This is a genomic window from Pseudomonas sp. SDO5591_S426 (assembly GCF_054070755.1).
Map to the genome: position 1 here is coordinate 1 of NZ_JBSVXD010000053.1, position 20,248 is coordinate 20,248.

The window sequence follows — 20,248 nt, forward strand, 5'->3', positions numbered from 1 at the left end:
TGAAGTACTGACCTTTGACAGGCGCGACGAACTCGCCGCCGATGTAGTTACCGTATTTGGCCTTGAACGAAACGATAGCGCCTTCAGTACCGGGGTGAGCGTAACGCATGATGTTTTCTCCTTGGCTTTTTGTATTTGTAAGGAAGAGCGCATGTGCGCTTGCTTTAAGCGTAGAGCAAAGGTCGGGCCACCGCCCTGCAGGTCAGGCAAATCAAGGCGTTGCGCAATTTTTGTCGGACGGGCGGGTGGCAGCTGTGACGCTATCGGTACAGCCGTCGTGACACTTTGTACCGCTTATGGCACAGGCTGTGACGGGGTGGTCTTGCCAGCATTGCAATGCAGGCCAGGCTGGAGGATGCTCGGGATCACCTCAAGCACGGGTCGCCGAGCCCCGGGGAGAACAATAAGAAATGCACGACAACCATTTGAGTCGCCATGCCCAGCAAGTGCTGACCGTGACCCAGGGCAAAGCCCATGTGCACGGCCCCGGCAGCGATCCGTCCATCGCCCGTTCCTGGCTGCGCTGCCTTGAGGACTACCACCTCGACCCGGCCCTGACCATGGCGCCGACGGTGCTGGAGCATGGGCGCGTCCTCGAAAGCCGCGAACGCTTGCAGCAAGTGCTGCACATCGCCGGTAATGAAATGACCAGCCTGCATCAGCAACTCTCTGGCGCCGGCCATGCGGTGCTGCTGACCGATGCGCGCGGGGTCATCCTCAACTGCGTGACCGCGCCCGCCGAACGGAAGATTTTCGAGCGCGCCGGCCTTTGGTTAGGTGCTGACTGGAGCGAGGCCTGCGAAGGCACCAACGGTATCGGCACGTGCCTGGTGGAGCGTCAGGCGCTGACCATTCACCAGGACGAACATTTTCGCGGCCGCCACACCGGCCTGACCTGTTCGGCGAGCCCGGTGTTCGATCCCCACGGCGAACTGCTGGCGGTGCTCGACGTGTCCTCGGCGCGGCACGATGTCTCGCGCCAGAGTCAGTTCCACACCATGGCCCTGGTCAATCTTTCGGCGAAGATGATCGAGAGCTGCTACTTCCTGCGTTATTTCGACAATCAATGGTTGCTGCGTTTTCACCTGCAAGCCGAGTCTGTCGGCTTGTTCAGCGAAGGGCTGCTGGCGTTCGACGGAGAAGGGCGGATCTGCGCGGTCAATCAGAGCGCACTGAACCTGCTGGGGCATGTTCGCGGCGGCTTGCTCGGCAAACCGGTGGAGGCATTCTTCGACTGTTCGCTGGATGAACTGCTCGGCCGAGCCAGCGTCAATGCGAGCGCCAGTTGGCCGCTGCGCACCCGCGACGGACGCAGCCTGTTCGCCTTGTTGCGCGGTCAGCCGCGACGCGTCCCGGTGCCGTTGGTGCCCAGTCCGGTTATTGAGGATCGCGCGCCATTGTCTGGCATCTGCCTGGGCGATGCCGGTTTGCAGACCGATTTCCGCAAGGCCTTGCGTGTGTACGAGCGGGACGTGCCGCTGCTGATCAACGGCGAAACCGGCTCGGGCAAAGAGGCCTTCGCCAAAGCCGTTCACCAGGCCAGTCAGCGAGGTGAAAAAGCCTTCGTTGCGCTGAACTGCGCAGCCATCCCCGAAAGTCTGATCGAGAGTGAACTGTTCGGCTATCGCGGCGGCAGTTTCACCGGCGCACGAAAGGAAGGCATGCGCGGCAAGTTGCAACAGGCCGATGGCGGGACGTTGTTCCTCGATGAGATCGGCGACATGCCGTTGGCCTTGCAGACGCGGCTGTTGCGGGTGCTTGAAGACCGGCAAGTGGTGCCGATCGGCGGAGAGCCGGAATCAGTCAACGTGCGGATCATCAGCGCCACGCACCGCAATCTGCTGGAGCGGGTGCAGGACGGCAGCTTCCGCGAGGATTTGTATTACCGCCTCAATGGCCTGGAAGTCGCGCTGCCGGCGTTGCGCGATCGCAGTGACAAGTCGCAGTTGCTGGACTTCTTGCTGGCCGAAGAAGCAAACGGTGAAACGGTGTTGATCGACGCGCCGGCGCGCGAGGCATTGTTGGGGTTTGCCTGGCCGGGCAACGTGCGGCAGTTGCGCAATGTGCTGAGGACGTTGGCGGCATTGTGCGAGGAAGGACGAGTCGGGTTGGAGGACTTGCCGGTGATGATTCGTCAGGCGCGGCCTATTGCGCAGCCGAGCGCAGAAGTCTCGGAGCATCCGCTGGAGGATGCCGAGCGGCTGGCGTTGTTGAATGCTCTGGAGCAGACACGGTGGCATATGACCAATACCGCCGAACAGCTTGGTGTTAGCCGCAATACGCTTTATCGCAAGCTGCGTAAGCACGGTATCGCCCGCTGAGCGCGCCACAACCTTGTAGGAGCAAGGCTTGCCCGCGATTGGCGTCACGCGACCTTCCTGAAAATGCGCGTTATCGTTCGTCGCGGGCAAGCCTTGCTCCTACAGGTTCGGCGTTGATCCTCAAACACTGAGTGCGAATTTTCCCACCCTAAGCTAACCTGCGGCCATGTTTTACGAGGTCGACTATGCACATTCATATTCTTGGTATCTGCGGCACTTTCATGGGTTCGATGGCGGTTCTGGCCAAAGAGCTGGGCCATCACGTAACCGGCTCCGATGCCAACGTCTACCCGCCGATGAGCACTCAGCTTGAGGCGCAGGGCATCGAGTTGACCCAAGGCTACGACCCGGCGCAACTCGACCCGGCCCCTGACCTGGTGGTGATCGGCAATGCCATGTCCCGCGGCAACCCGGCAGTCGAATACGTGTTGAACAAAGGCCTGCCATACGTCTCCGGCCCGCAATGGCTGGCCGACCATGTGTTGCAAGGTCGCTGGGTGCTGGCGGTTGCCGGGACTCATGGCAAGACCACCACCAGCAGCATGCTCGCCTGGGTACTGGAGCACGCCGGCATGAGCCCGGGCTTCCTGATCGGCGGCGTGCCACAGAATTTCTCGGTGTCGGCACGTCTGGGCGGCACACCGTTTTTCGTGATCGAAGCCGACGAATACGACAGCGCCTTTTTCGACAAGCGCTCCAAGTTCGTTCACTACCGTCCGCGTACGGCGATCCTGAACAACCTGGAATTCGACCACGCCGACATCTTCCCCGATCTGCCGGCCATCGAGCGCCAGTTCCACCATTTGGTGCGGACCATCCCGAGCGAAGGCCTGGTGATTCACCCGACGACCGAGCCTGCGTTGCAACGCGTCATCGAGATGGGCTGCTGGACCCCGGTGCAAACCACCGGTGCCGGTGGTCAGTGGCAGGTCAAGTTGCTCAGCGAGGACGGTTCGGCCTTCGAAGTGATGTTCGAAGGTGTGTCCCAAGGCGTGGTCGAGTGGGACATGACCGGCCAGCACAACGTTGCCAATGCACTGGCCACGTTGGCAGCCGCGCGCCACGTTGGCGTGGTGCCGTCCATGGGTATCGCTGCATTGAGCGCGTTCAAAAGCGTCAAGCGCCGCATGGAAAAAGTCGGCGAAGTGCGCGGTATCACCATCTACGACGACTTCGCTCACCATCCGACCGCCATCGCCACCACGCTCGACGGCCTGCGCAAACGCATTGGCGATGCACCGTTGATCGCGATCATCGAGCCGCGTTCCAACTCGATGAAGCTTGGCGCGCACCGCGACGGCTTGCCGGAAAGCGTGGTCGATGCCGACCAGGTGATCTGGTATGCACCGGCCAACCTCGGCTGGGACCTGGCGGCCACCGCGTCGCTGTGCACGGTGCCGTCGATTGTCAGCGATTCGCTCGAAGGCATCATCGAGCGGGTGAAAAGCCAGGCTCAGCCGGGCACGCACGTGGTGATCATGAGCAACGGCGGCTTCGGCGGCCTGCACGGCAAACTCGCCGAGGCGCTCAAATGAACAACGGCCCGGACCGCATCACACTGGCGATGACCGGCGCTTCCGGCGCCCAGTACGGCTTGCGCCTGCTCGACTGCCTGGTGCGTGAAGACCGTGAAGTGCACTTCCTGATCTCCAAGGCCGCGCAATTGGTGATGGCCACCGAAACCGACGTCACGCTGCCGGCCAAGCCGCAAATGATGCAAGCCTTCCTCACCGAATACACCGGCGCTGCCGCCGGGCAGATTCGCGTGTACGGCAAGGAAGACTGGATGTCGCCGGTGGCCTCGGGCTCCGGTTCACCGGCGGCGATGGTGGTGGTGCCTTGCTCGACGGGTACGTTGTCGGCCATCGCCACCGGTGCCTGCAACAACCTGATCGAGCGCGCGGCGGATGTGACACTGAAGGAGCGCCGTCAGCTGATTGTGGTGCCGCGTGAAGCTCCGTATTCGAGCATTCATCTGGAGAACATGCTCAAGTTGTCGAACATGGGCGTGACGATCCTGCCAGCCTCGCCAGGCTTCTATCACCAGCCGCAAACCATCGACGACTTGATCGATTTCGTCGTGGCGCGGATTCTCAATCTGCTGAATATTCCCCAAGACATGTTGCCGCGTTGGGGCGAACACCATCTGACCAGCGATGAATAAGCTGCTGGTGATGGTGCTGGCGTTGCAATTGGTTGGGTGCGCTACGGCGCGCACGCTGGATGCCGCCAAGCCGGGCGCGCCGGTGGTGTACTCCGGGACGCGGCTGGATTTGTATGCGTTGAATGGCGGTTGTTGCGCGAAGGATCGTTTCGGCGCGGAGGCACCTGGCTATCCGGGTGTGGATCTGCCGGCCAGTGCGTTGCTCGACACGCTGCTGTTGCCGTTGTCGTTGTTGACGGTGATTGGCGTGAGTTTTCAGGCGACCGGGGGATTGTAAAAAGGCAAAAGATCGCAGCCTTCGGCAGCTCCTACAAGAGATGGTATTCCCATGTAGGAGCCGCCGAAGGCTGCGATCTTTTGATCTTATTTGCCCAATTTCCTCAACTCATCCGACTCGACAATCCGCACCCCGTCCTGCTCCTCCAGCGCCAGGCGCCACATCGCCCGGGCCAGTTGGCAGGCTTCGATGCCGTGGTATTTGCCGGGGATCAGCCGGGACAGCGGCCCGGCGACTTTCTCGCCCAGGCGCGGTTCGATGCGTTCGCCCAACAGCAGCGATGGCCGGCAAATGGTCAGTTGCGGCCAATCCTGCGCGCGCAACGCGTGCTCCATCTCGCCTTTTACCTTGTTGTAGAAAATCGAGGATCTGCGATCGGCGCCCAAGGCACTGATCACGATCAGGTGCCGTGCACCCATTTCCCGTGCGCGTTTGGCAAAGGCCACCACCATGTCCAGGTCCACCGCGCGAAACGCCTCTTCCGAGCCGGCCTGCTTGATGGTGGTGCCCAGGCAGCAGTAGGCGATGTCGACACGGCCGTTCAACTGCGGCAGAAACACCGCCGGGTCGCCGACCGGGTTTTCAAGGTGGGGATGCTTGGCCAGAGGTCGGCGTGAAGGCGCCAGCACCCGCGAAATCGTTGGCTCATTGAGCAGGCGATCAAGCAAGTGTTCACCGGTCAACCCGGTGGCTCCGGCAAGCAATACGTGCTGAGGCGTCAAGTACATAGTGTTTCTCCCTTGATACTGTCAGCTTAGTTGTTCTTTGCGTCCTTGCTGTCAATGGAGACACTTTGCAGTGCTTTTCGTGCTTGCTGTTTGCGTAGCAACTGCCAGTGCGACAGCACGGTTTTCGGTGCCCATATCTGCGGTTCGGAAGCTTCGTAGTTGTCGGCCAGTTCACGCTCGGCGACGGTGGCCTTGGCCAGCTTGAAGGCTTGCTCCAGATCATCGGTCTGGTTCAGCGCCTGGGCAAACAGGGCGTCGCCGAAGTAGGTGAAGTTGGCTTCTTCCGAGCAGCCGAAGGATACGCGATCGGCCCGTGAGGCGGTCATGATCAGCGTACGTTCGTCTTTGAGGGCAGGAATGAAACCGCCGGAGTAGCAAGACGAAATCACGATGATCTTGTCGCGGTTTTTCAGTGGCGCGAGGACGGCGGCCAGTTCGTCGGCTGGCAGGTCGGCCAGTTCCATGCGTGGCTGGTCGAGTACCAGTTCGTGTTCAGCGGTGCCGTGGCTGGTCAGGTAGATGAAAATCAAATCTTCCGGGCCGCTGCGTTCGGCCAGGGTCAGGGCCGCGCGACGCAGGTTTTCCCGGGTGGCCATTGGTCGGTCGCCAAGGTGATCGCGATGGTTCACCAGACGGATCTGGCCGAAGGCGCCGAAGCGGCTGGTGAGCATGTTGGCGACGTAGTCGGATTCGCGCAGGAACACGCTCTGCTTGCCGTCGCCGCCGAGGGTCAGGGTGTACAGCTCAACCGCCGGGGTCGAGGCGGGCACGTTGCCCAGTGCCTCTTCGAGCAGGCGGCCCTGGGCCAGCAGGCCGAGTTCGAGGGTGTCGGGCAGCAACTTGCCATCGGCATCACGCACACGCTGGCCATTGATCCAGGTGCCGCTGAGCACGGAACCGTCGGTCAGCACCAGAGTGCCGCGTCCCGAATACGCGTCGCTGTCGAACTGACCAATGTAGAAACTGCCGTCTGCAAGGTTCAAGCGACCCTGGCCACTGAAGCGCCAGTCGTTGAAGTGACCGATGTAATGGCTGCCGTCGGCACCGATCAGCTCGCCCTTGCCATTGAGCGAACCTTCCTTGAATTGCCCCAGCCAGACATCGCCGTCAGCGTTTTCGTAGCGGCCCTTGCCGTGTAGTTGATTGTTCTTGAAGCCGCCGACGTAGATGTCGCCGTCTGCGCTGTTGAATGTCCCGTTGCCTTCCAGCTGACCGTCGACGAAGCGCCCGGTGAACTGATTGCCGTTGCCGTCGCCGCGCTGGCCTTCGCCGTTTGGTTTGCCGTGGGCAAACTGGCCCTGATAGGCGCTGCCGTCTTCGAGTTCCAGATGGCCGAGCCCTGAATACTGATCGGCCTTGAACTCGCCGCGGTAGGTCATGCCGTTTTCTTTGAGGGTGCCTTCGCCGTCGCGTCGACCGAGCTTGAAGCCGCCGGTGTAGCTGCTGCCGCTGGTGGTCAGGCTGCCCTGGCCGTCGAACAGGCCTTGATTGAACAGCCCGCGGTAGACCTCGCCGTTGCTGCCGTGCCATTCGCCCTGACCATGCCATTGGCCCTTGTCGAACTCCCCGGCGTACCAGCTGCCGTTCGGGTAGTCGATACGGCCCTGGCCTTGCAGCAAGCCATCGACCAGATCACCGCGATAGCGTCCGCCGTCCGGCAGGCGAGCGTCTGGCGGCAAAGGGGATTCGCCGTCGCCGCAAGCGGTGAGCATCAGGGTCAAGGCGAGGAGGGCAAGTGAGCGCATAGCGGGTTCCGGGCAATTAGGCGACCGAGTATGCCGCAGCTATGTGTCCATATACAGCCGGTAGAAATGCAGTGGTCGCGAAACAGCGTGAGCTGCTTCGCATCCGGGAGGTTTACACGAAGCAGAGCGACAGCGGTTCAGCGATATACGCCGGTTTGTCCGAGCCTTCGATTTCCAGAGTGGCGGTGGCCTTGAGCAGCCATTGGCCGGGTTTTTTCTCGGTGACTTCGGTCAGGTCGACCTTCAGGCGCACTTTCGAATTGACCTTGACCGGCTGAATGAACCGCACGCTGTCCAGGCCATAATTGACCACCATCTTCAGGCCTTCGGGAAGGATGAGGATGTCTTCCATCAGTTTCGGAATCAGCGACAGCGACAGGAATCCGTGGGCAATGGTGCTGCCGAAGGGGGTTTGCGCGGCCTTGACCGGATCGACATGGATGAACTGATAGTCCCCTGTGGCTTCGGCGAACAGGTTGATGCGGTCCTGATCGATGGTGAGCCATTCGGAACGTCCAAGTTCCTTGCCGACATAATCATTGAGCTCTGCAACTGGAACATAGGGCATTGAGACTCTCCTTGGGTTCATCGGTTTTATAGTTTTGAGTTGGGGGGATTTGACCTCCCGGATTACCACTTTAGATCAACATGGCAAATTGCTCCGGTCAACTGACCATGCTTTTGGCGAATGCCGATCCATAGCGCAGGCATGCTTATAATGCCCGGGCCAATGCGGGTGACGGATTTTTGCGGGAGATCTTTGATGTTGTTACGTGGCCTGACCTGGCTGGTGCTGTTCCAATTGCTCGGCACCGCGATCAATCATTTGTTTTTACCGGTCCTGCCGGGGCCGATTGTCGGCCTGCTGCTGTTGCTGGTGTTTCTGATCAGCCGTGGCCAGGTCGGCGAACCGCTGAACCTGGCGGCCAGCAGCCTGTTGCGTTACCTGCCATTGCTGCTGGTGCCGCCAGCCGTGGGCGTGATGGTGTATGCCGCCGATATCGCGGCGGACTTCTGGGCCATTGTCGGCGCGCTGGTCCTGTCCCTGTTGCTGTCGATGGCGTTTGCCGGCGTGCTGATGCAGCGCATGGTCAAGCGCCACGCTCATCCCGAGGACAACCAATGATTTTCGACTGGCACGGCGCCTGGACGTCGGTAATTCATCATCCATTGTTCGGCATCGGCATTACCCTCGGCGCCTATCAACTGGTGCTGGCGGCGTTCGAGAAAACCCGCTGGATCTTTTTGCAACCGGTGCTGGTCTCCATGTTGCTGGTGATCGGTGTGCTGGTGGGTTGCGGGCTGACTTATGCCGAATACCGCAAGAGCACCGAGATCCTCAGTATCCTGCTCGGCCCGGCCACGGTCGCACTGGCCGTGCCGCTTTACCTCAACCTGCGGCGGATTCGGCAGTTGTTCTGGCCGATTTTTACTACGCTGGTGATAGGCGGGGTGGTTGCCACGGGCATGGGCGTGTTGCTGGGCTGGTGGTTCGGGGCTGAACACATGATCCTGATGACCATGGCGCCGAAGTCGGTGACCTCGCCGATTGCCATGTTGGTGGCCGAGCAAATTGGCGGCGTCGCGGCGCTGGCGGCAGTGTTTGTGTTGATCACCGGAGTGATCGGCGCGATTTTCGGCCCGAGCCTGTTGACCCGCCTCGGTGTCCACAGCCCCGAGGCGCGCGGTATGGCGCTGGGCATGACGGCTCACGCGGTCGGCACGGCGGTGGCCATGCAGGAAAATGAAGAGTGCGGCGCCTTCGCGGCGCTCGCGATGAGTCTGATGGGCGTGGCCACGGCGGTGTTGCTGCCGTTGGCGGTGTCGATGGTGGTGTGAAGGAAATGTCTATGAGCCTGCCGCTTTTCCCGTTGAACACGGTGCTGTTTCCCGGTTGCATCCTCGACCTGCAGATTTTCGAGGCGCGCTACCTGGACATGATCGGCCGCTGCATGAAACAGGGCGGCGGCTTCGGCGTGGTGTGCATTCTTGATGGCGAAGAAGTCGGTATCGCCCCAGAAGGTTACGCATTGGTCGGCTGTGAAGCGCTGATCACCGATTTCAAACAGCAAGACAACGGACTGTTGGGGATTCGTGTTCAGGGCGGGCGACGTTTCAACGTACTGCGTACTGAAGTTCAGCGCGATCAATTGACCGTCGCTGATATTGAGTGGCTGGAGGACGAACCGGAGCAGCCGTTGCAGGATGAAGACGCTGATCTGGTGGCCCTGCTCAAGGCCCTGGCCGAGCATCCGATGGTCGAAGCGCTGAACATGGGCACCGAGGCAACCGGGCAACAGTCGCTGGCCAATCAGTTGGCGTACCTGTTGCCGTTCGCCGAACTGGACAAGATCGACCTGCTGCAACTCGACGACCCGCAGCAACGACTGGATGCGATTCAGGCGTTGCTGGATGAGTTGCAGGGCGAGTTGTTCGCCTGAACCGCTGAAAAGATCGCAGCCTTCGGCAGCTCCTACATAGGCAAGACGTGTATCTGTAGGCGCTGCCGAAGGCTGCGATCTTTTGATCTTTAGTATGCGTATCTCATCATCGTATGCGGCAAATGTCGCAACACGAAGAACCCGAACAGCGCCACCAGCGACGGCAGCACCAGCCACCAGACCTTGGGCGGCATCGCGTTGAGCGAAGTCCGGCGCTGACTCAGCCACAGGCTCGCCGCACACACGCACGCTGCCAGCATCGCCCCCGCCAGGACATCCGTCGGCCAGTGCGCGCCGAGGTACACCCGCGACAGGGAAATCGCCAGGGCCGGAAGGCAACCCACCAATAACCAGGTCAGACGCATGCGCGGTGGTTGTCCGCGGCCAGCCAGCACCGCCAGGGTCAGGAACAGTGCAAAGGAACCAGAGGCGTGACCGCTGGGCATGCTGTAGCTGGTCAGCGGGTCGCTCAACACTTCCGGGCGCACGCGGGCGAAGAAGTTTTTGGTGACGGTGTTTGCCAGCGCCGTGCAGAGCAACGTGCTGCACGCGAAGATCATCTGGCGCCATTGCCGGGTGATCACCAACAGCACTACCAGCAAGGCACTGAACAGCAGCATGTTGCGGAATTCGCCGATCAGCGTGAGGACCACGGCCACTTCATCCAGCGCCGGCTTACGATGTTCCTGGACCAGGGTCATCACGCCCTGATCCAGCGCGGTCAGATGCGGATAGCCGATAAACAGCCCGGCCAGTATCAGCAGACTCATCCCGCTGATGAACACCGTGGCGTTGCGGTGTCGACGCAAGCTGCTGGTCGCACTCAACCCGACCATGACGGCGATGGCGCTGGCGACGATCCCGGCCTCAGGCCAGAAACCTTCAGGCAACGGCAAGCGAATCGCCGCGCCAGTGGCCCAGCCCGGTAGCAGATACGCCACCGACCAGCCCGCGCCAGCCAGCAGGCTGACGGCGAAGAAGCGCGGAAACGGCATATCGAACATGCCGGCCACCATCGGCAGCATGGGGCGCAGCGGTCCGATGAAACGCCCGACCAACAGGCTCGCGATGCCATAGCGCTGGAAGTACGACTCCGCCCCGGAGATCCATTCCGGGTGATGGCGCAAGCCTGGCAGGCGCCGGATGTTCTGGTGGAAGTGACGCCCAAGGAAATACGAAACCACATCGCCCAACACTCCGGCGACGAAGCCCAGCAGCAATGTTTCACTCAACGACAGCGCGCCGCTGCCGGCCAGTACCGCCACGGCGAACAGCAGCACCGTGCCGGGCACGATCAACCCGGCAATCGCCAGGCATTCCACAAACGCCACGATGAACACCGCCGCCGCCAGCCATTGCGGGTTGACCGTCAACCAACCGGTCACGCTATCGAGCCATTGGCCCATAAAAACCACTCCATTTCCATTGTTTGTCCCTGTAGGAGCTGCCGTAGGCTGTGATCTTTTGATCTTGATCTTTGAAGGGCAAAAGATCGCAGCCTGCGTCAGCTCCTACAGGGTTTGTGTTCACAGCAGCATGTAATCGCGACCTTCGACCTGGCCCCGTCGAAGCGGGTTCCGCGTGCAATAAGCTGCATAGGCAGCATCGACAAAGCGGTACATCAGGTGTTCGTCGCGCCCATGGGGGATGCCCAGGCGCGTGGTCTGGATGATGTGGGCGGGCGTCTGGCCGACGTCTTCCACCAGCAGCACCTCATGGTCAAAACGCTTGGCGTCCCACACCGGCACTTTCAAACCCAGCGACTTGCACAGCAACGTCTGCCCGGCGCAGAGCTTTTGCGATGGGCGAGGGCGACCTTGGGCGTCGGGATTGTTCAATAGCATCTGCGCCAGGCTCGCCGGCCCGCTGAGTTCGTCGACCCAAGGGTAGGCGGACTTGATCAGCACCGCGTTGCCCGGCCCCTGGGCGCTGAAGTTCAGGGAATCACCGCCGCGGGCGTAATACATATAGATGTGGCCGCCATCCAGAAACAAAGCCTTACGCTTTTCTGTGTAGCCGAGGGACGCGTGGCTGCCTTTTTCGGCGCAGTAATAGGCTTCGGTCTCGATAATCCGGGCGCTGAGCCACAGGTCGTCGACCCGATGGCGGATGACTTTGCCCAGTAGATCCCGGGCCAGAATTTGCGCATCGCGGTCGAAAAACGCGTCTGCAAGGCCCGTGGGCAGGCTCGTGGCGGACGCTCGAACAGTCAGGTTGGACATGATGAACGGCGTTTATCAGGGCTGATTGAGTCGTGATGATAACAATTTGCAGCTTAATCCCGGCTGAACGTCAGCAAATTGCCCTCCATTTCGACCATCCGCCCGTCACCGCTGTTAGTCAGGAGACACGACAGCTATAATCTGCCGCTTTACTCTTTACCAAGCCCTAATCAAAGACCACGCCAGACCATGACTGAGTCCGTTCTTGACTACATGACCCGCCTGGGTCGCGCTGCCCGCGAGGCTTCCCGCGTCATCGGCCGTGCCAGCACTGCGCAGAAGAACCGCGCCTTGCAGGCTGCTGCCAATGCGCTGGACGCTGCCCGCGCCGAGCTGACGGCTGCCAATGAGCAGGACTTGGCCGCCGGTCGCGCCAATGGTCTGGAGCCGGCCCTGCTTGAGCGTCTGGCGCTGACCCCGGCGCGCATCGACGGCATGATCGTCGGTTTGCGTCAGGTAGCTGCACTGCCGGACCCGGTCGGTGCGATCCGCGACATGAGCTTCCGCCCGTCGGGCATTCAGGTCGGCAAGATGCGCGTGCCGTTGGGCGTGATCGGGATTATCTACGAGTCCCGGCCGAACGTGACCATCGATGCCGCCAGCCTGTGCCTGAAGTCCGGCAACGCGACCATCCTGCGTGGCGGCTCCGAAGCCATTCATTCCAACCGTGCCATTGCCGTCTGCATCCAGCGCGGCCTGGCTGAGGCCGATCTGCCGGCTGCCGTGGTGCAAGTGGTCGAAACCACCGACCGTGCCGCCGTCGGCGCGCTGATCACCATGCCTGAGTATGTCGATGTCATCGTGCCGCGCGGCGGCCGTGGCCTGATCGAGCGTGTCAGCCGTGACGCTCGCGTTCCGGTAATCAAGCATCTGGACGGTATCTGCCACGTTTATGTGAGCGAGCATGCCGATCTGGCCAAAGCCCAGCGCATCGCGTTCAACGCCAAGACTTACCGTTATGGCATCTGCGGCGCGATGGAAACGTTGCTGGTCGATCAAACCGTTGCCAAAGATTTCCTGCCGGCGATGGCAGCCCAGTTCCGCGAAAAAGGCGTTGAGCTGCGCGGCTGCGAACGCACCCGGGCAATTATCGATGCGGTGTCGGCCACTGAAGAAGACTGGAGCACCGAGTACCTGGACGCGATTCTGTCGATCCGTGTCGTCGACGGGTTGGACCAGGCCATCGAGCACATCAACCATTACGGCTCTCACCACACCGACTCGATCGTCAGCGAACACCAGGGCGACACCCGGCGTTTCGTGGCTGAAGTCGATTCGTCGTCGGTGATGATCAACACCCCGACCTGCTTCGCCGATGGCTTCGAATACGGATTGGGTGCGGAGATCGGCATTTCTACTGATAAGCTGCACGCCCGCGGCCCGGTCGGCCTCGAAGGTCTGACCTGCGAGAAGTACATCGTGGTCGGTGATGGCCAGTTGCGCGGACAGGAGCCGGTCTGACTTGGGCGACCTGAACCCGTCAGCCCCGTTGACCGCCAGCGAGCCGCTACCTCGGCGCATTGGCGTACTGGGCGGAACGTTCGACCCGGTGCACATCGGCCATTTGCGCGGTGCGCTGGAAGTCGCCGAAACCCTGGCTCTCGATGAGCTGCGTCTGACACCCAGTGCCAGGCCGCCCCATCGGAATACGCCGCAGGTGTCGGCGCAAGACCGTCTGGCGATGGTCGAGTGCGCGGTGGCCGGTGTGGCGCCGTTGGTGGTGGACGCCCGCGAATTGCAGCGGGACAAACCGTCCTACACCATCGATACCCTGGAGTTGATGCGTGCCGAAATGGCCGCCGAGACCCAGGTTTTTCTGCTTTTGGGCTGGGACGCATTTTGCGGCCTGCCCACTTGGCACCGCTGGGAAGAGTTGCTCCAGCATTGCCATATCCTGGTGTTGCAACGCCCGGATGCCGACAGCGAACCGCCGGATGCCTTGCGCAACCTGCTGGCAGCGCGCTCGGTGAGCGACCCGCTGGCCCTCAAAGGGCCGAGCGGACAGATTGCATTCGTCTGGCAGACGCCGCTCGCGGTATCCGCCACCCAGATCCGTCAACTGCTGGCCAGCGGTAAGTCGGTACGTTTCCTGGTGCCCGACGCGGTCCTGGCCTACATCGATGCGCACGGACTCTACCGTGCGTCGAACTGAATAGGAGTGCCTCAAGGCACGTAGCAACAACGTGTATTGAAGCGCCCGAACATACGAGCAAAACGAGTTTTATATGACGAACAACGACGTAAACAAAGTTAAGCGCAAAGGCACATTCAAGAGTGCCCCGCTGCCTGAGAAAGTCCTCGCTGCCGAGCCACCTAAAGGCGACGAGCTGGTCAAGATCGCCGTAGCCGCCCTGGAAGACGTCAAGGCCCAGGACGTTCTGGTCATCGACGTTCGCGACAAGCAGAGCATCACCGACTTCATGATCATCGCTACCGGTACTTCCAACCGCCAGATCGGCGCGATGCTGGACAAGGTCCGCGAAGCCGTCAAAGCCCTGGGCATCAAGCCGCTGGGTGAAGAAGGCAAGGGCGACAGCGACTGGGTCCTGCTGGACATGGATGACGTGATCGTCCACATGATGACGTCCAACGCCCGTCAGTTCTACGACCTGGAGCGCCTGTGGAAAGGTGCCGAGCAGAGCCGTGCCGCTGATGGCAAACACCACAGCCCTGAAGTTGGTCACGAGCATTTCACCAAGCTCAACAAAGACCAGGAATAAGGAACGGCTGTGCGACTGCGACTGATCGCCGTCGGTTCTCGCATGCCCAAGTGGGTGGAAGAAGGCTGGCATGAATATGCCAAGCGTCTTCCGTCCGAGCTGGCGCTGGAACTGGTGGAAATACCGCTCAATACCCGTGGCAAGAACGCCGACGTGGCACGTTTCATCCGTCAGGAAGGCGAAGCCATGCTGGCCAAGGTCGGGCCGAACGAGCGCGTTGTCACCCTCGAAGTCCACGGCAAGCCCTGGAGTACCGAGCAACTGGCGGTCGAACTCGATCGCTGGCGGCTGGACTCGCGCACGGTCAACTTCATGGTCGGCGGCCCCGAAGGGCTGGCGCCGGAAGTCTGTGCCCGTGCCGATCAGCGCTGGTCGCTCTCGCCGTTGACGTTGCCGCACCCGCTGGTGCGGATTCTGATCGGCGAACAGCTGTATCGTGCCTGGACAGTTCTGTCCGGCCACCCTTACCACAAGTAGTTCTGCCCTCATGTCCCAGCCGATCCGCATCAAGGACCACGAAAAAGACGCCCGTCTGGTGCGTGGCCGCGTCGTGTTCGGGGCAATTGCAGTGGTGGCGCTGATCGGCGTACTGATCGCGCGCTTGTATTTCCTGCAGGTGATCCAGTACGAGTACCACTCGACGCTCTCGGAAAACAACCGTGTCCATGTGCAGCCGATTCCGCCGCCCCGTGGGCTGATTTTCGACCGCAACGGTGTCGTCATTGCCGACAACCGGCCCAGTTTCAGTCTGAGCATGACCCGCGAGCGCTCTGGCGATTGGCAGCAAGTGCTCGATGTGATCGTCCAGGTGCTGGAGCTGACGCCTGAAGATCGGGTGATTTTCGAGAAGCGCATGCGCCAGGGGCGCCGGCCGTTCGAGCCGGTGCCGATCCTGTTCGAGTTGACCGAAGAGCAGATCGCGCGAATCGCCGTGAACCAGTTCCGCCTGCCAGGCGTGGAAGTGGTCGCGCAATTGGTCCGTCATTATCCTCAGGGTGCGCATTTTGCGCACTCGGTGGGCTACATGGGGCGGATCAACGAGAAAGAACTGAAGACTCTGGATCCGGTGAGTTACAGCGGCACCCATCAAATTGGCAAAACCGGCATCGAGCGTTTCTACGAGCCGGAATTGCATGGTCAGGTGGGCTATGAAGAAGTCGAGACCAACGCTCGGGGCCGCGTATTGCGCGTGCTCAAGCGTACCGATCCGATTCCCGGCAAGGACATCGTCCTGAGCCTGGACATCAAATTGCAGGAAGCCGCCGAAGCCGCACTCGGCGGGCGTCGCGGTGCGGTGGTGGCGCTGGACCCGAAAACCGGTGAAGTCCTGGCGATGGTCAGCCAGCCGAGTTTCGACCCGAACCTGTTCGTCACCGGCATCAGCTTCAAGGCTTATTCCGAGCTGCGCGATTCCATCGACCGGCCGTTGTTCAACCGCGTGCTGCGTGGTCTGTACCCGCCGGGTTCGACGATCAAACCGGCGGTGGCGATTGCCGGCCTGGACGCGGGTGTGGTGACGGCTTCGACCCGGGTGTTCGACCCCGGTTATTACATGCTGCCCAACTACGATCACAAATACCGCAACTGGAACCGCACCGGTGACGGCTTCGTCGATCTCGACACAGCGATCATGCGTTCCAACGACACCTATTTCTATGACCTGGCCCACAAGCTGGGGATTGATCGGTTGTCGGCGTACATGACCAAGTTCGGCATCGGCCAGAAAGTCTCCCTGGACATGTTCGAAGAATCCCCGGGGTTGATGCCGACCCGCGAATGGAAGCGTGCGACCCGCCGTCAGGCCTGGTTCCCGGGGGAAACGCTGATTCTCGGGATCGGTCAGGGCTACATGCAATCGACCCCGTTGCAACTGGCCCAGGCCACCGCGCTGGTGGCCAACAAAGGCGTCTGGAACCGGCCGCACCTGGCCAAGACCATCGAAGGCGAGAAGCCAGTGGATGAGAATCCGATGCCGGACATCATCCTGCGCGACCCGTCCGACTGGAACAAGGTCAACCACGGCATGCAACAGGTTATGCACGGTGCTCGCGGTACGGCACGCAAAGCCTCGATTGGCGCGCAGTACCGGATCGCCGGCAAGTCGGGTACGGCCCAGGTGGTCGCGATCAAGCAGGGCGAGAAGTACGACCGCTCCAAGGTTCAGGAACGCCACCGTGACCACGCCTTGTTCGTCGGCTTCGCGCCGGCCGATGACCCGAAAATCGTGGTCTCGGTGATGGTCGAGAACGGTGAATCCGGCTCCGGCGTCGCAGCGCCTGTGGTGCGTCAGGTCATGGACGCCTGGCTGCTCGACGAGAGCGGTCATCTCAAGGCGGAATACGCCAGCCCTAACACCGCAGAGGCTACCGCCCGTGATGAATAATTTCGATCGCATGCTCTCCAGTGAGGATGTGATGCGCCGCCGTGCCACGCTGTTGCAGCGCATGCACATCGATGGCGTGCTGTTGATCCTGCTGCTGACGCTCGCCGCCGGCAGCCTGTTCGTTTTGTATTCAGCCAGTGGCAAGAGCTGGGACCTGCTGGCCAAACAGGCCACTTCGTTCGGCATCGGCCTGGTGTCGATGATCGTCATTGCCCAATTCGAGCCGCGCTTCATGGCGCGCTGGGTGCCGGTTGGCTATGTGGTCGGTGTGCTGTTGCTGGTGGTGGTGGATGTCATGGGGCACAACGCCATGGGTGCCACGCGCTGGATCAACATTCCCGGCGTGATCCGCTTCCAGCCATCGGAATTCATGAAGATCCTGATGCCGGCGACCATTGCGTGGTACTTGTCCAAGCGCACCTTGCCGCCGCAACTCAAGCACGTCGGCATCAGCCTGATGTTGATCGGCGTGCCGTTCATTCTGATCGTGCGGCAACCGGACCTCGGCACCTCGCTGCTGATCCTGGCCGGCGGTGCGTTCGTGCTGTTCATGGGTGGCCTGCGCTGGCGCTGGATCCTCAGCGTGCTCGCGGCTGCCGTGCCCGTGGCCATCGCCATGTGGTTCTTCATCATGCACGACTACCAGAAGCAGCGGATCCTGACGTTCCTCGATCCGGAGAGCGATCCGCTGGGCACCGGCTGGAACATCATTCAATCGAAGGCCGCCATCGGTTCCGGCGGTGTGTTCGGCAAGGGCTGGCTGCTGGGCACCCAGTCGCACCTGGACTTCCTCCCGGAAAGCCACACCGACTTCATTATTGCGGTGATGGGCGAAGAGTTCGGTCTGGTCGGTATCTGCGCGCTGCTGTTGATCTACCTGCTGTTGATCGGCCGTGGACTGGTGATTACCGCACAGGCCCAGACGCTGTTCGGCAAGTTGCTGGCGGGCGCCTTGACCATGACGTTTTTTGTATATGTTTTCGTCAACATCGGTATGGTCAGTGGCCTGTTGCCGGTGGTGGGGGTGCCGTTGCCGTTCATTAGCTACGGAGGAACTTCGCTGGTGACGCTGCTGTCAGCGTTTGGGGTTTTGATGTCGATCCATACCCATCGCAAGTGGATCGCACAGGTTTGAATAAGGTGAAGAGTTCAATGCAAGTAATGCGTGGCTGGGCGACTCGATACGCTCCGTGGGTCGGCCTGGTAAGCATCCTTGGCAGCGCGCAGGAAGCGTTGGCCGGCGATTACGAAGGCTCGCCCCAGGTGGCCGAGTTTGTCGGCGAGATGACCCGCGACTACGGTTTCGCCGGTGAACAGTTGATGGGCGTGTTCCGCGAAGCCGAGCGCAAACAGTCGATCCTGGACGCCATTTCGAAACCCGCCGAGCGGGTCAAACAGTGGAACGAATACCGCCCGATGTTCATCACCGATGCGCGAATCGCCCGTGGTGTGGATTTCTGGCGTCAGCATGAGGCCGTGCTGGCCCGTGCCGAGCAGGAATACGGCGTGCCGGCCCAGGTTATCGTCGCGATCATCGGCGTTGAGACCTTTTTCGGTCGCAATACCGGTAATTTCCGGGTAATCGATGCCTTGTCGACGCTGGGTTTCGACTATCCTCCCCGTGCCGAATTTTTCCGCAAGGAATTGCGTGAGTTCCTGTTATTGGCGAGGGAAGAGCAGGTCGATCCATTGACCCTCAAAGGTTCCTACGCCGGTGCCATGGGCCTGCCGCAGTTCATGCCGAGCAGCTTTCGCGCCTACGCGGTGGACTTCGACGGGGACGGCCACATCAATATCTGGAACAACCCGGACGATGCCATCGGCAGCGTTGCCAGTTACTTCAAGCATCATGGCTGGGTCGCCGGCGAACCGGTGGTCAGCCGCGCCGATGTGCGGGGCGATCAGGTCGACGAAGGTTTGACCACGGGCATCGAGCCGACTAAAACCGTCGGAGAGTTGCGGGCCTTGGGCTGGTCAAGTCATGATGCGCTGCGCGATGATATGCCGGTTACCGCATTCCGACTGGAAGGCGACAATGGCCCTGAATACTGGATGGGCCTGAAGAATTTTTACGCGATCACGCGTTATAACCGCAGCGTGATGTACGCCATGGCCGTACATCAACTGTCTGAACAGCTGGTCCAAGCACGGGGCGTCAAGTAATGCGGGCATTGCCTATGAATAAACCCCTGAAGCTGATGGCATTTGCCGCGCTGGCGGTGCTGGTCGCCAGTTGTTCGACCAGCCGCTCTCCGGCGCAGAAGTCCTCCACTGCCGTGCGCTCGACGCCGGGGCTGGACATCAACCGGGCTCACAAGGATGGCGCACCTTGGTGGGACGTCGACGTTTCACGCATCCCGGATGCCACGCCGACCCTGCACACCGGCCCGTACAAGGCCGCCCCTTACTCGGTACTGGGCAAAACCTACTTTCCGCTGCAAGAGTCCAAGACCTACGTGCAATCGGGCACGGCGTCCTGGTACGGTACCAAGTTCCATGGTCAGAACACCGCCAACGGCGAAGTCTATGACCTGTACGGCATGAGTGCCGCACACAAGACCTTACCGCTGCCGAGTTACGTTCGGGTGACCAACCTGGACAACAACAAGACGGTGATCTTGCGGGTCAACGACCGTGGACCGTTCTATTCCGACCGGATCATCGACTTGTCGTACGCCGCTGCGAAAAAGCTCGGTTACGCCGAAACCGGCACCGCACGGGTCAAGGTCGAAGGCATCGATCCGCAGCAATGGTGGGCGGCCAAGGGCCGTCCGGCGCCTTTAATGCTCAACGAGCCGCAAGTCGCGCAGAATAGCGCCCCGGTCATTACGGCTTCGGCCGGCACAGTCGAGCAATGGACGCCTCCGCCGCAGCAGCACGCCGCCGCCGTCGTCCCTGTTCAGCTTGCCGACGCAAAAAAAAACGCTTCTGCACCAGCCTCTGGCCAGTATCTGCAGGTGGGCGCGTTCGCCAACCCGGACGCTGCAGAACTGCTGAGGTCGAAGCTCAGCGGGATGGTGAGCGCTCCGGTGTTCATCAGCTCGATCGTGCGCAATCAGCAGACCCTGCACCGGGTGCGCATGGGTCCGATCGGTTCGCCGGGTGAAATCCAGCAAGTGCAGAACAGTGTGCGCATGGCCAATCTCGGTTCGCCAAGCGTAGTGACTGAGTAATACGTAGAACTTGATTGACGGTTCATCTGCGGTTTTGGGGGGTGAACCAGGTTGTTGGCTCGTCGAAGAACAAA

21 protein-coding genes are annotated in these 20,248 nt (G+C 61.1%); 15 read left to right on the plus strand and 6 right to left on the minus strand.

The annotated features are described in order from the left end of the window. On the minus strand, positions 1-109 hold a 109-nt coding region (locus ACW9JC_RS13235), incomplete at its 3' end, for a hypothetical protein (RefSeq protein WP_457455291.1). 301 nt (positions 110-410) lie between these two features. On the opposite strand from ACW9JC_RS13235, the gene ACW9JC_RS13240 reads away from it, so the two are divergent. The 4 genes from ACW9JC_RS13240 (at position 411) to ACW9JC_RS13255 (ending at position 4,762) form a co-directional block, all read left to right on the plus strand. Further along, positions 411-2,321 carry a sigma-54-dependent Fis family transcriptional regulator gene (locus ACW9JC_RS13240; RefSeq protein ID WP_457455283.1) on the plus strand — a complete coding sequence of 637 codons (1,911 nt, stop codon included), beginning with the start codon at positions 411-413 and terminating at the stop codon, positions 2,319-2,321. A 185-nt stretch (positions 2,322-2,506) separates the two neighbouring features. Next, entirely contained in the window at positions 2,507-3,856 is a 1,350-nt protein-coding gene (gene mpl, locus ACW9JC_RS13245) for a UDP-N-acetylmuramate:L-alanyl-gamma-D-glutamyl-meso-diaminopimelate ligase (RefSeq protein ID WP_338583321.1), read from the plus strand. Further along, positions 3,853-4,485: a flavin prenyltransferase UbiX gene (gene ubiX, locus ACW9JC_RS13250; protein ID WP_338583320.1), complete on the plus strand. Its 633-nt coding sequence runs from the start codon at positions 3,853-3,855 to the stop codon at positions 4,483-4,485. Before mpl ends, ubiX begins: the two co-directional genes overlap by 4 nt. Then, positions 4,478-4,762 (plus strand): YceK/YidQ family lipoprotein, encoded by a 285-nt coding sequence (locus tag ACW9JC_RS13255; protein ID WP_457455284.1) that lies wholly within the window; start codon positions 4,478-4,480, stop codon positions 4,760-4,762. The genes ubiX and ACW9JC_RS13255 overlap by 8 nt, the downstream gene beginning before the upstream one ends. Before the next feature lie 86 nt (positions 4,763-4,848). Here ACW9JC_RS13255 and ACW9JC_RS13260 read toward each other — a convergent pair whose 3' ends face one another. The 3 genes from ACW9JC_RS13260 to ACW9JC_RS13270 form a co-directional block, all read right to left on the minus strand. After that, positions 4,849-5,490 (minus strand): oxidoreductase, encoded by a 642-nt coding sequence (locus ACW9JC_RS13260; protein WP_338583317.1) that lies wholly within the window; start codon positions 5,488-5,490, stop codon positions 4,849-4,851. Positions 5,491-5,516: 26 nt separating this feature from the next. After that, a complete protein-coding gene (locus ACW9JC_RS13265) occupies positions 5,517-7,235 on the minus strand; it encodes a C13 family peptidase (protein WP_338583316.1) in 1,719 nt (572 codons plus the stop codon). Positions 7,236-7,347: 112 nt separating this feature from the next. Continuing rightward, positions 7,348-7,803: a MaoC family dehydratase gene (locus tag ACW9JC_RS13270; RefSeq protein WP_338583315.1), complete on the minus strand. Its 456-nt coding sequence runs from the start codon at positions 7,801-7,803 to the stop codon at positions 7,348-7,350. A 195-nt stretch (positions 7,804-7,998) separates the two neighbouring features. Between ACW9JC_RS13270 and ACW9JC_RS13275 the strand changes: the two genes are divergently transcribed. Genes ACW9JC_RS13275 through ACW9JC_RS13285 form a run of 3 tightly spaced genes read left to right on the plus strand, consistent with a single transcriptional unit; the run spans position 7,999 to position 9,676 of the window. Then, on the plus strand, positions 7,999-8,361 hold the full coding sequence (locus ACW9JC_RS13275; RefSeq protein WP_448109446.1) for a CidA/LrgA family protein: 363 nt from the start codon (positions 7,999-8,001) through the stop codon (positions 8,359-8,361). Further along, the gene (locus tag ACW9JC_RS13280; RefSeq protein ID WP_448109445.1) at positions 8,358-9,074 is read left to right on the plus strand and encodes an LrgB family protein; all 717 of its coding nucleotides are present in this window, start codon (positions 8,358-8,360) and stop codon (positions 9,072-9,074) included. Before ACW9JC_RS13275 ends, ACW9JC_RS13280 begins: the two co-directional genes overlap by 4 nt. 11 nt (positions 9,075-9,085) lie before the next feature. Continuing rightward, the gene (locus ACW9JC_RS13285; protein ID WP_338583312.1) at positions 9,086-9,676 is read left to right on the plus strand and encodes an LON peptidase substrate-binding domain-containing protein; all 591 of its coding nucleotides are present in this window, start codon (positions 9,086-9,088) and stop codon (positions 9,674-9,676) included. Between the two features lie 89 nt (positions 9,677-9,765). On the opposite strand, the gene ACW9JC_RS13290 is transcribed toward ACW9JC_RS13285, so the two are convergent. Further along, on the minus strand, positions 9,766-11,082 hold the full coding sequence (locus ACW9JC_RS13290; RefSeq protein ID WP_457455285.1) for a bifunctional DedA family/phosphatase PAP2 family protein: 1,317 nt from the start codon (positions 11,080-11,082) through the stop codon (positions 9,766-9,768). Positions 11,083-11,202: 120 nt separating this feature from the next. Then, a complete protein-coding gene (locus ACW9JC_RS13295; protein WP_448109443.1) occupies positions 11,203-11,898 on the minus strand; it encodes a DNA-3-methyladenine glycosylase in 696 nt (231 codons plus the stop codon). Positions 11,899-12,087: 189 nt separating this feature from the next. On the opposite strand from ACW9JC_RS13295, the gene ACW9JC_RS13300 reads away from it, so the two are divergent. From ACW9JC_RS13300 to ACW9JC_RS13335, 8 genes are all read left to right on the plus strand, one after another. Next, positions 12,088-13,359 (plus strand): glutamate-5-semialdehyde dehydrogenase, encoded by a 1,272-nt coding sequence (locus tag ACW9JC_RS13300; RefSeq protein ID WP_457455286.1) that lies wholly within the window; start codon positions 12,088-12,090, stop codon positions 13,357-13,359. Position 13,360: 1 nt separating this feature from the next. Further along, positions 13,361-14,050: a nicotinate-nucleotide adenylyltransferase gene (nadD, locus tag ACW9JC_RS13305; protein ID WP_457455287.1), complete on the plus strand. Its 690-nt coding sequence runs from the start codon at positions 13,361-13,363 to the stop codon at positions 14,048-14,050. A 73-nt stretch (positions 14,051-14,123) separates the two neighbouring features. Beyond that, the gene (rsfS, locus tag ACW9JC_RS13310) at positions 14,124-14,618 is read left to right on the plus strand and encodes a ribosome silencing factor (RefSeq protein ID WP_095057258.1); all 495 of its coding nucleotides are present in this window, start codon (positions 14,124-14,126) and stop codon (positions 14,616-14,618) included. 9 nt (positions 14,619-14,627) lie between these two features. After that, entirely contained in the window at positions 14,628-15,095 is a 468-nt protein-coding gene (gene rlmH / locus ACW9JC_RS13315) for a 23S rRNA (pseudouridine(1915)-N(3))-methyltransferase RlmH (protein WP_007937439.1), read from the plus strand. A 10-nt stretch (positions 15,096-15,105) separates the two neighbouring features. Next, positions 15,106-17,001: a penicillin-binding protein 2 gene (gene mrdA, locus ACW9JC_RS13320; RefSeq protein ID WP_448109440.1), complete on the plus strand. Its 1,896-nt coding sequence runs from the start codon at positions 15,106-15,108 to the stop codon at positions 16,999-17,001. Between the two features lie 31 nt (positions 17,002-17,032). After that, on the plus strand, positions 17,033-18,136 hold the full coding sequence (gene rodA / locus ACW9JC_RS13325; RefSeq protein ID WP_338586592.1) for a rod shape-determining protein RodA: 1,104 nt from the start codon (positions 17,033-17,035) through the stop codon (positions 18,134-18,136). Positions 18,137-18,153: 17 nt separating this feature from the next. After that, positions 18,154-19,164, plus strand: coding sequence for a lytic murein transglycosylase B (gene mltB / locus ACW9JC_RS13330; RefSeq protein WP_338583301.1), 1,011 nt, complete (start codon positions 18,154-18,156; stop codon positions 19,162-19,164). Further along, on the plus strand, positions 19,164-20,174 hold the full coding sequence (locus ACW9JC_RS13335; protein ID WP_457455288.1) for a septal ring lytic transglycosylase RlpA family protein: 1,011 nt from the start codon (positions 19,164-19,166) through the stop codon (positions 20,172-20,174). The genes mltB and ACW9JC_RS13335 overlap by 1 nt, the downstream gene beginning before the upstream one ends. The last annotated feature ends 74 nt before the right edge of the window (positions 20,175-20,248 follow it).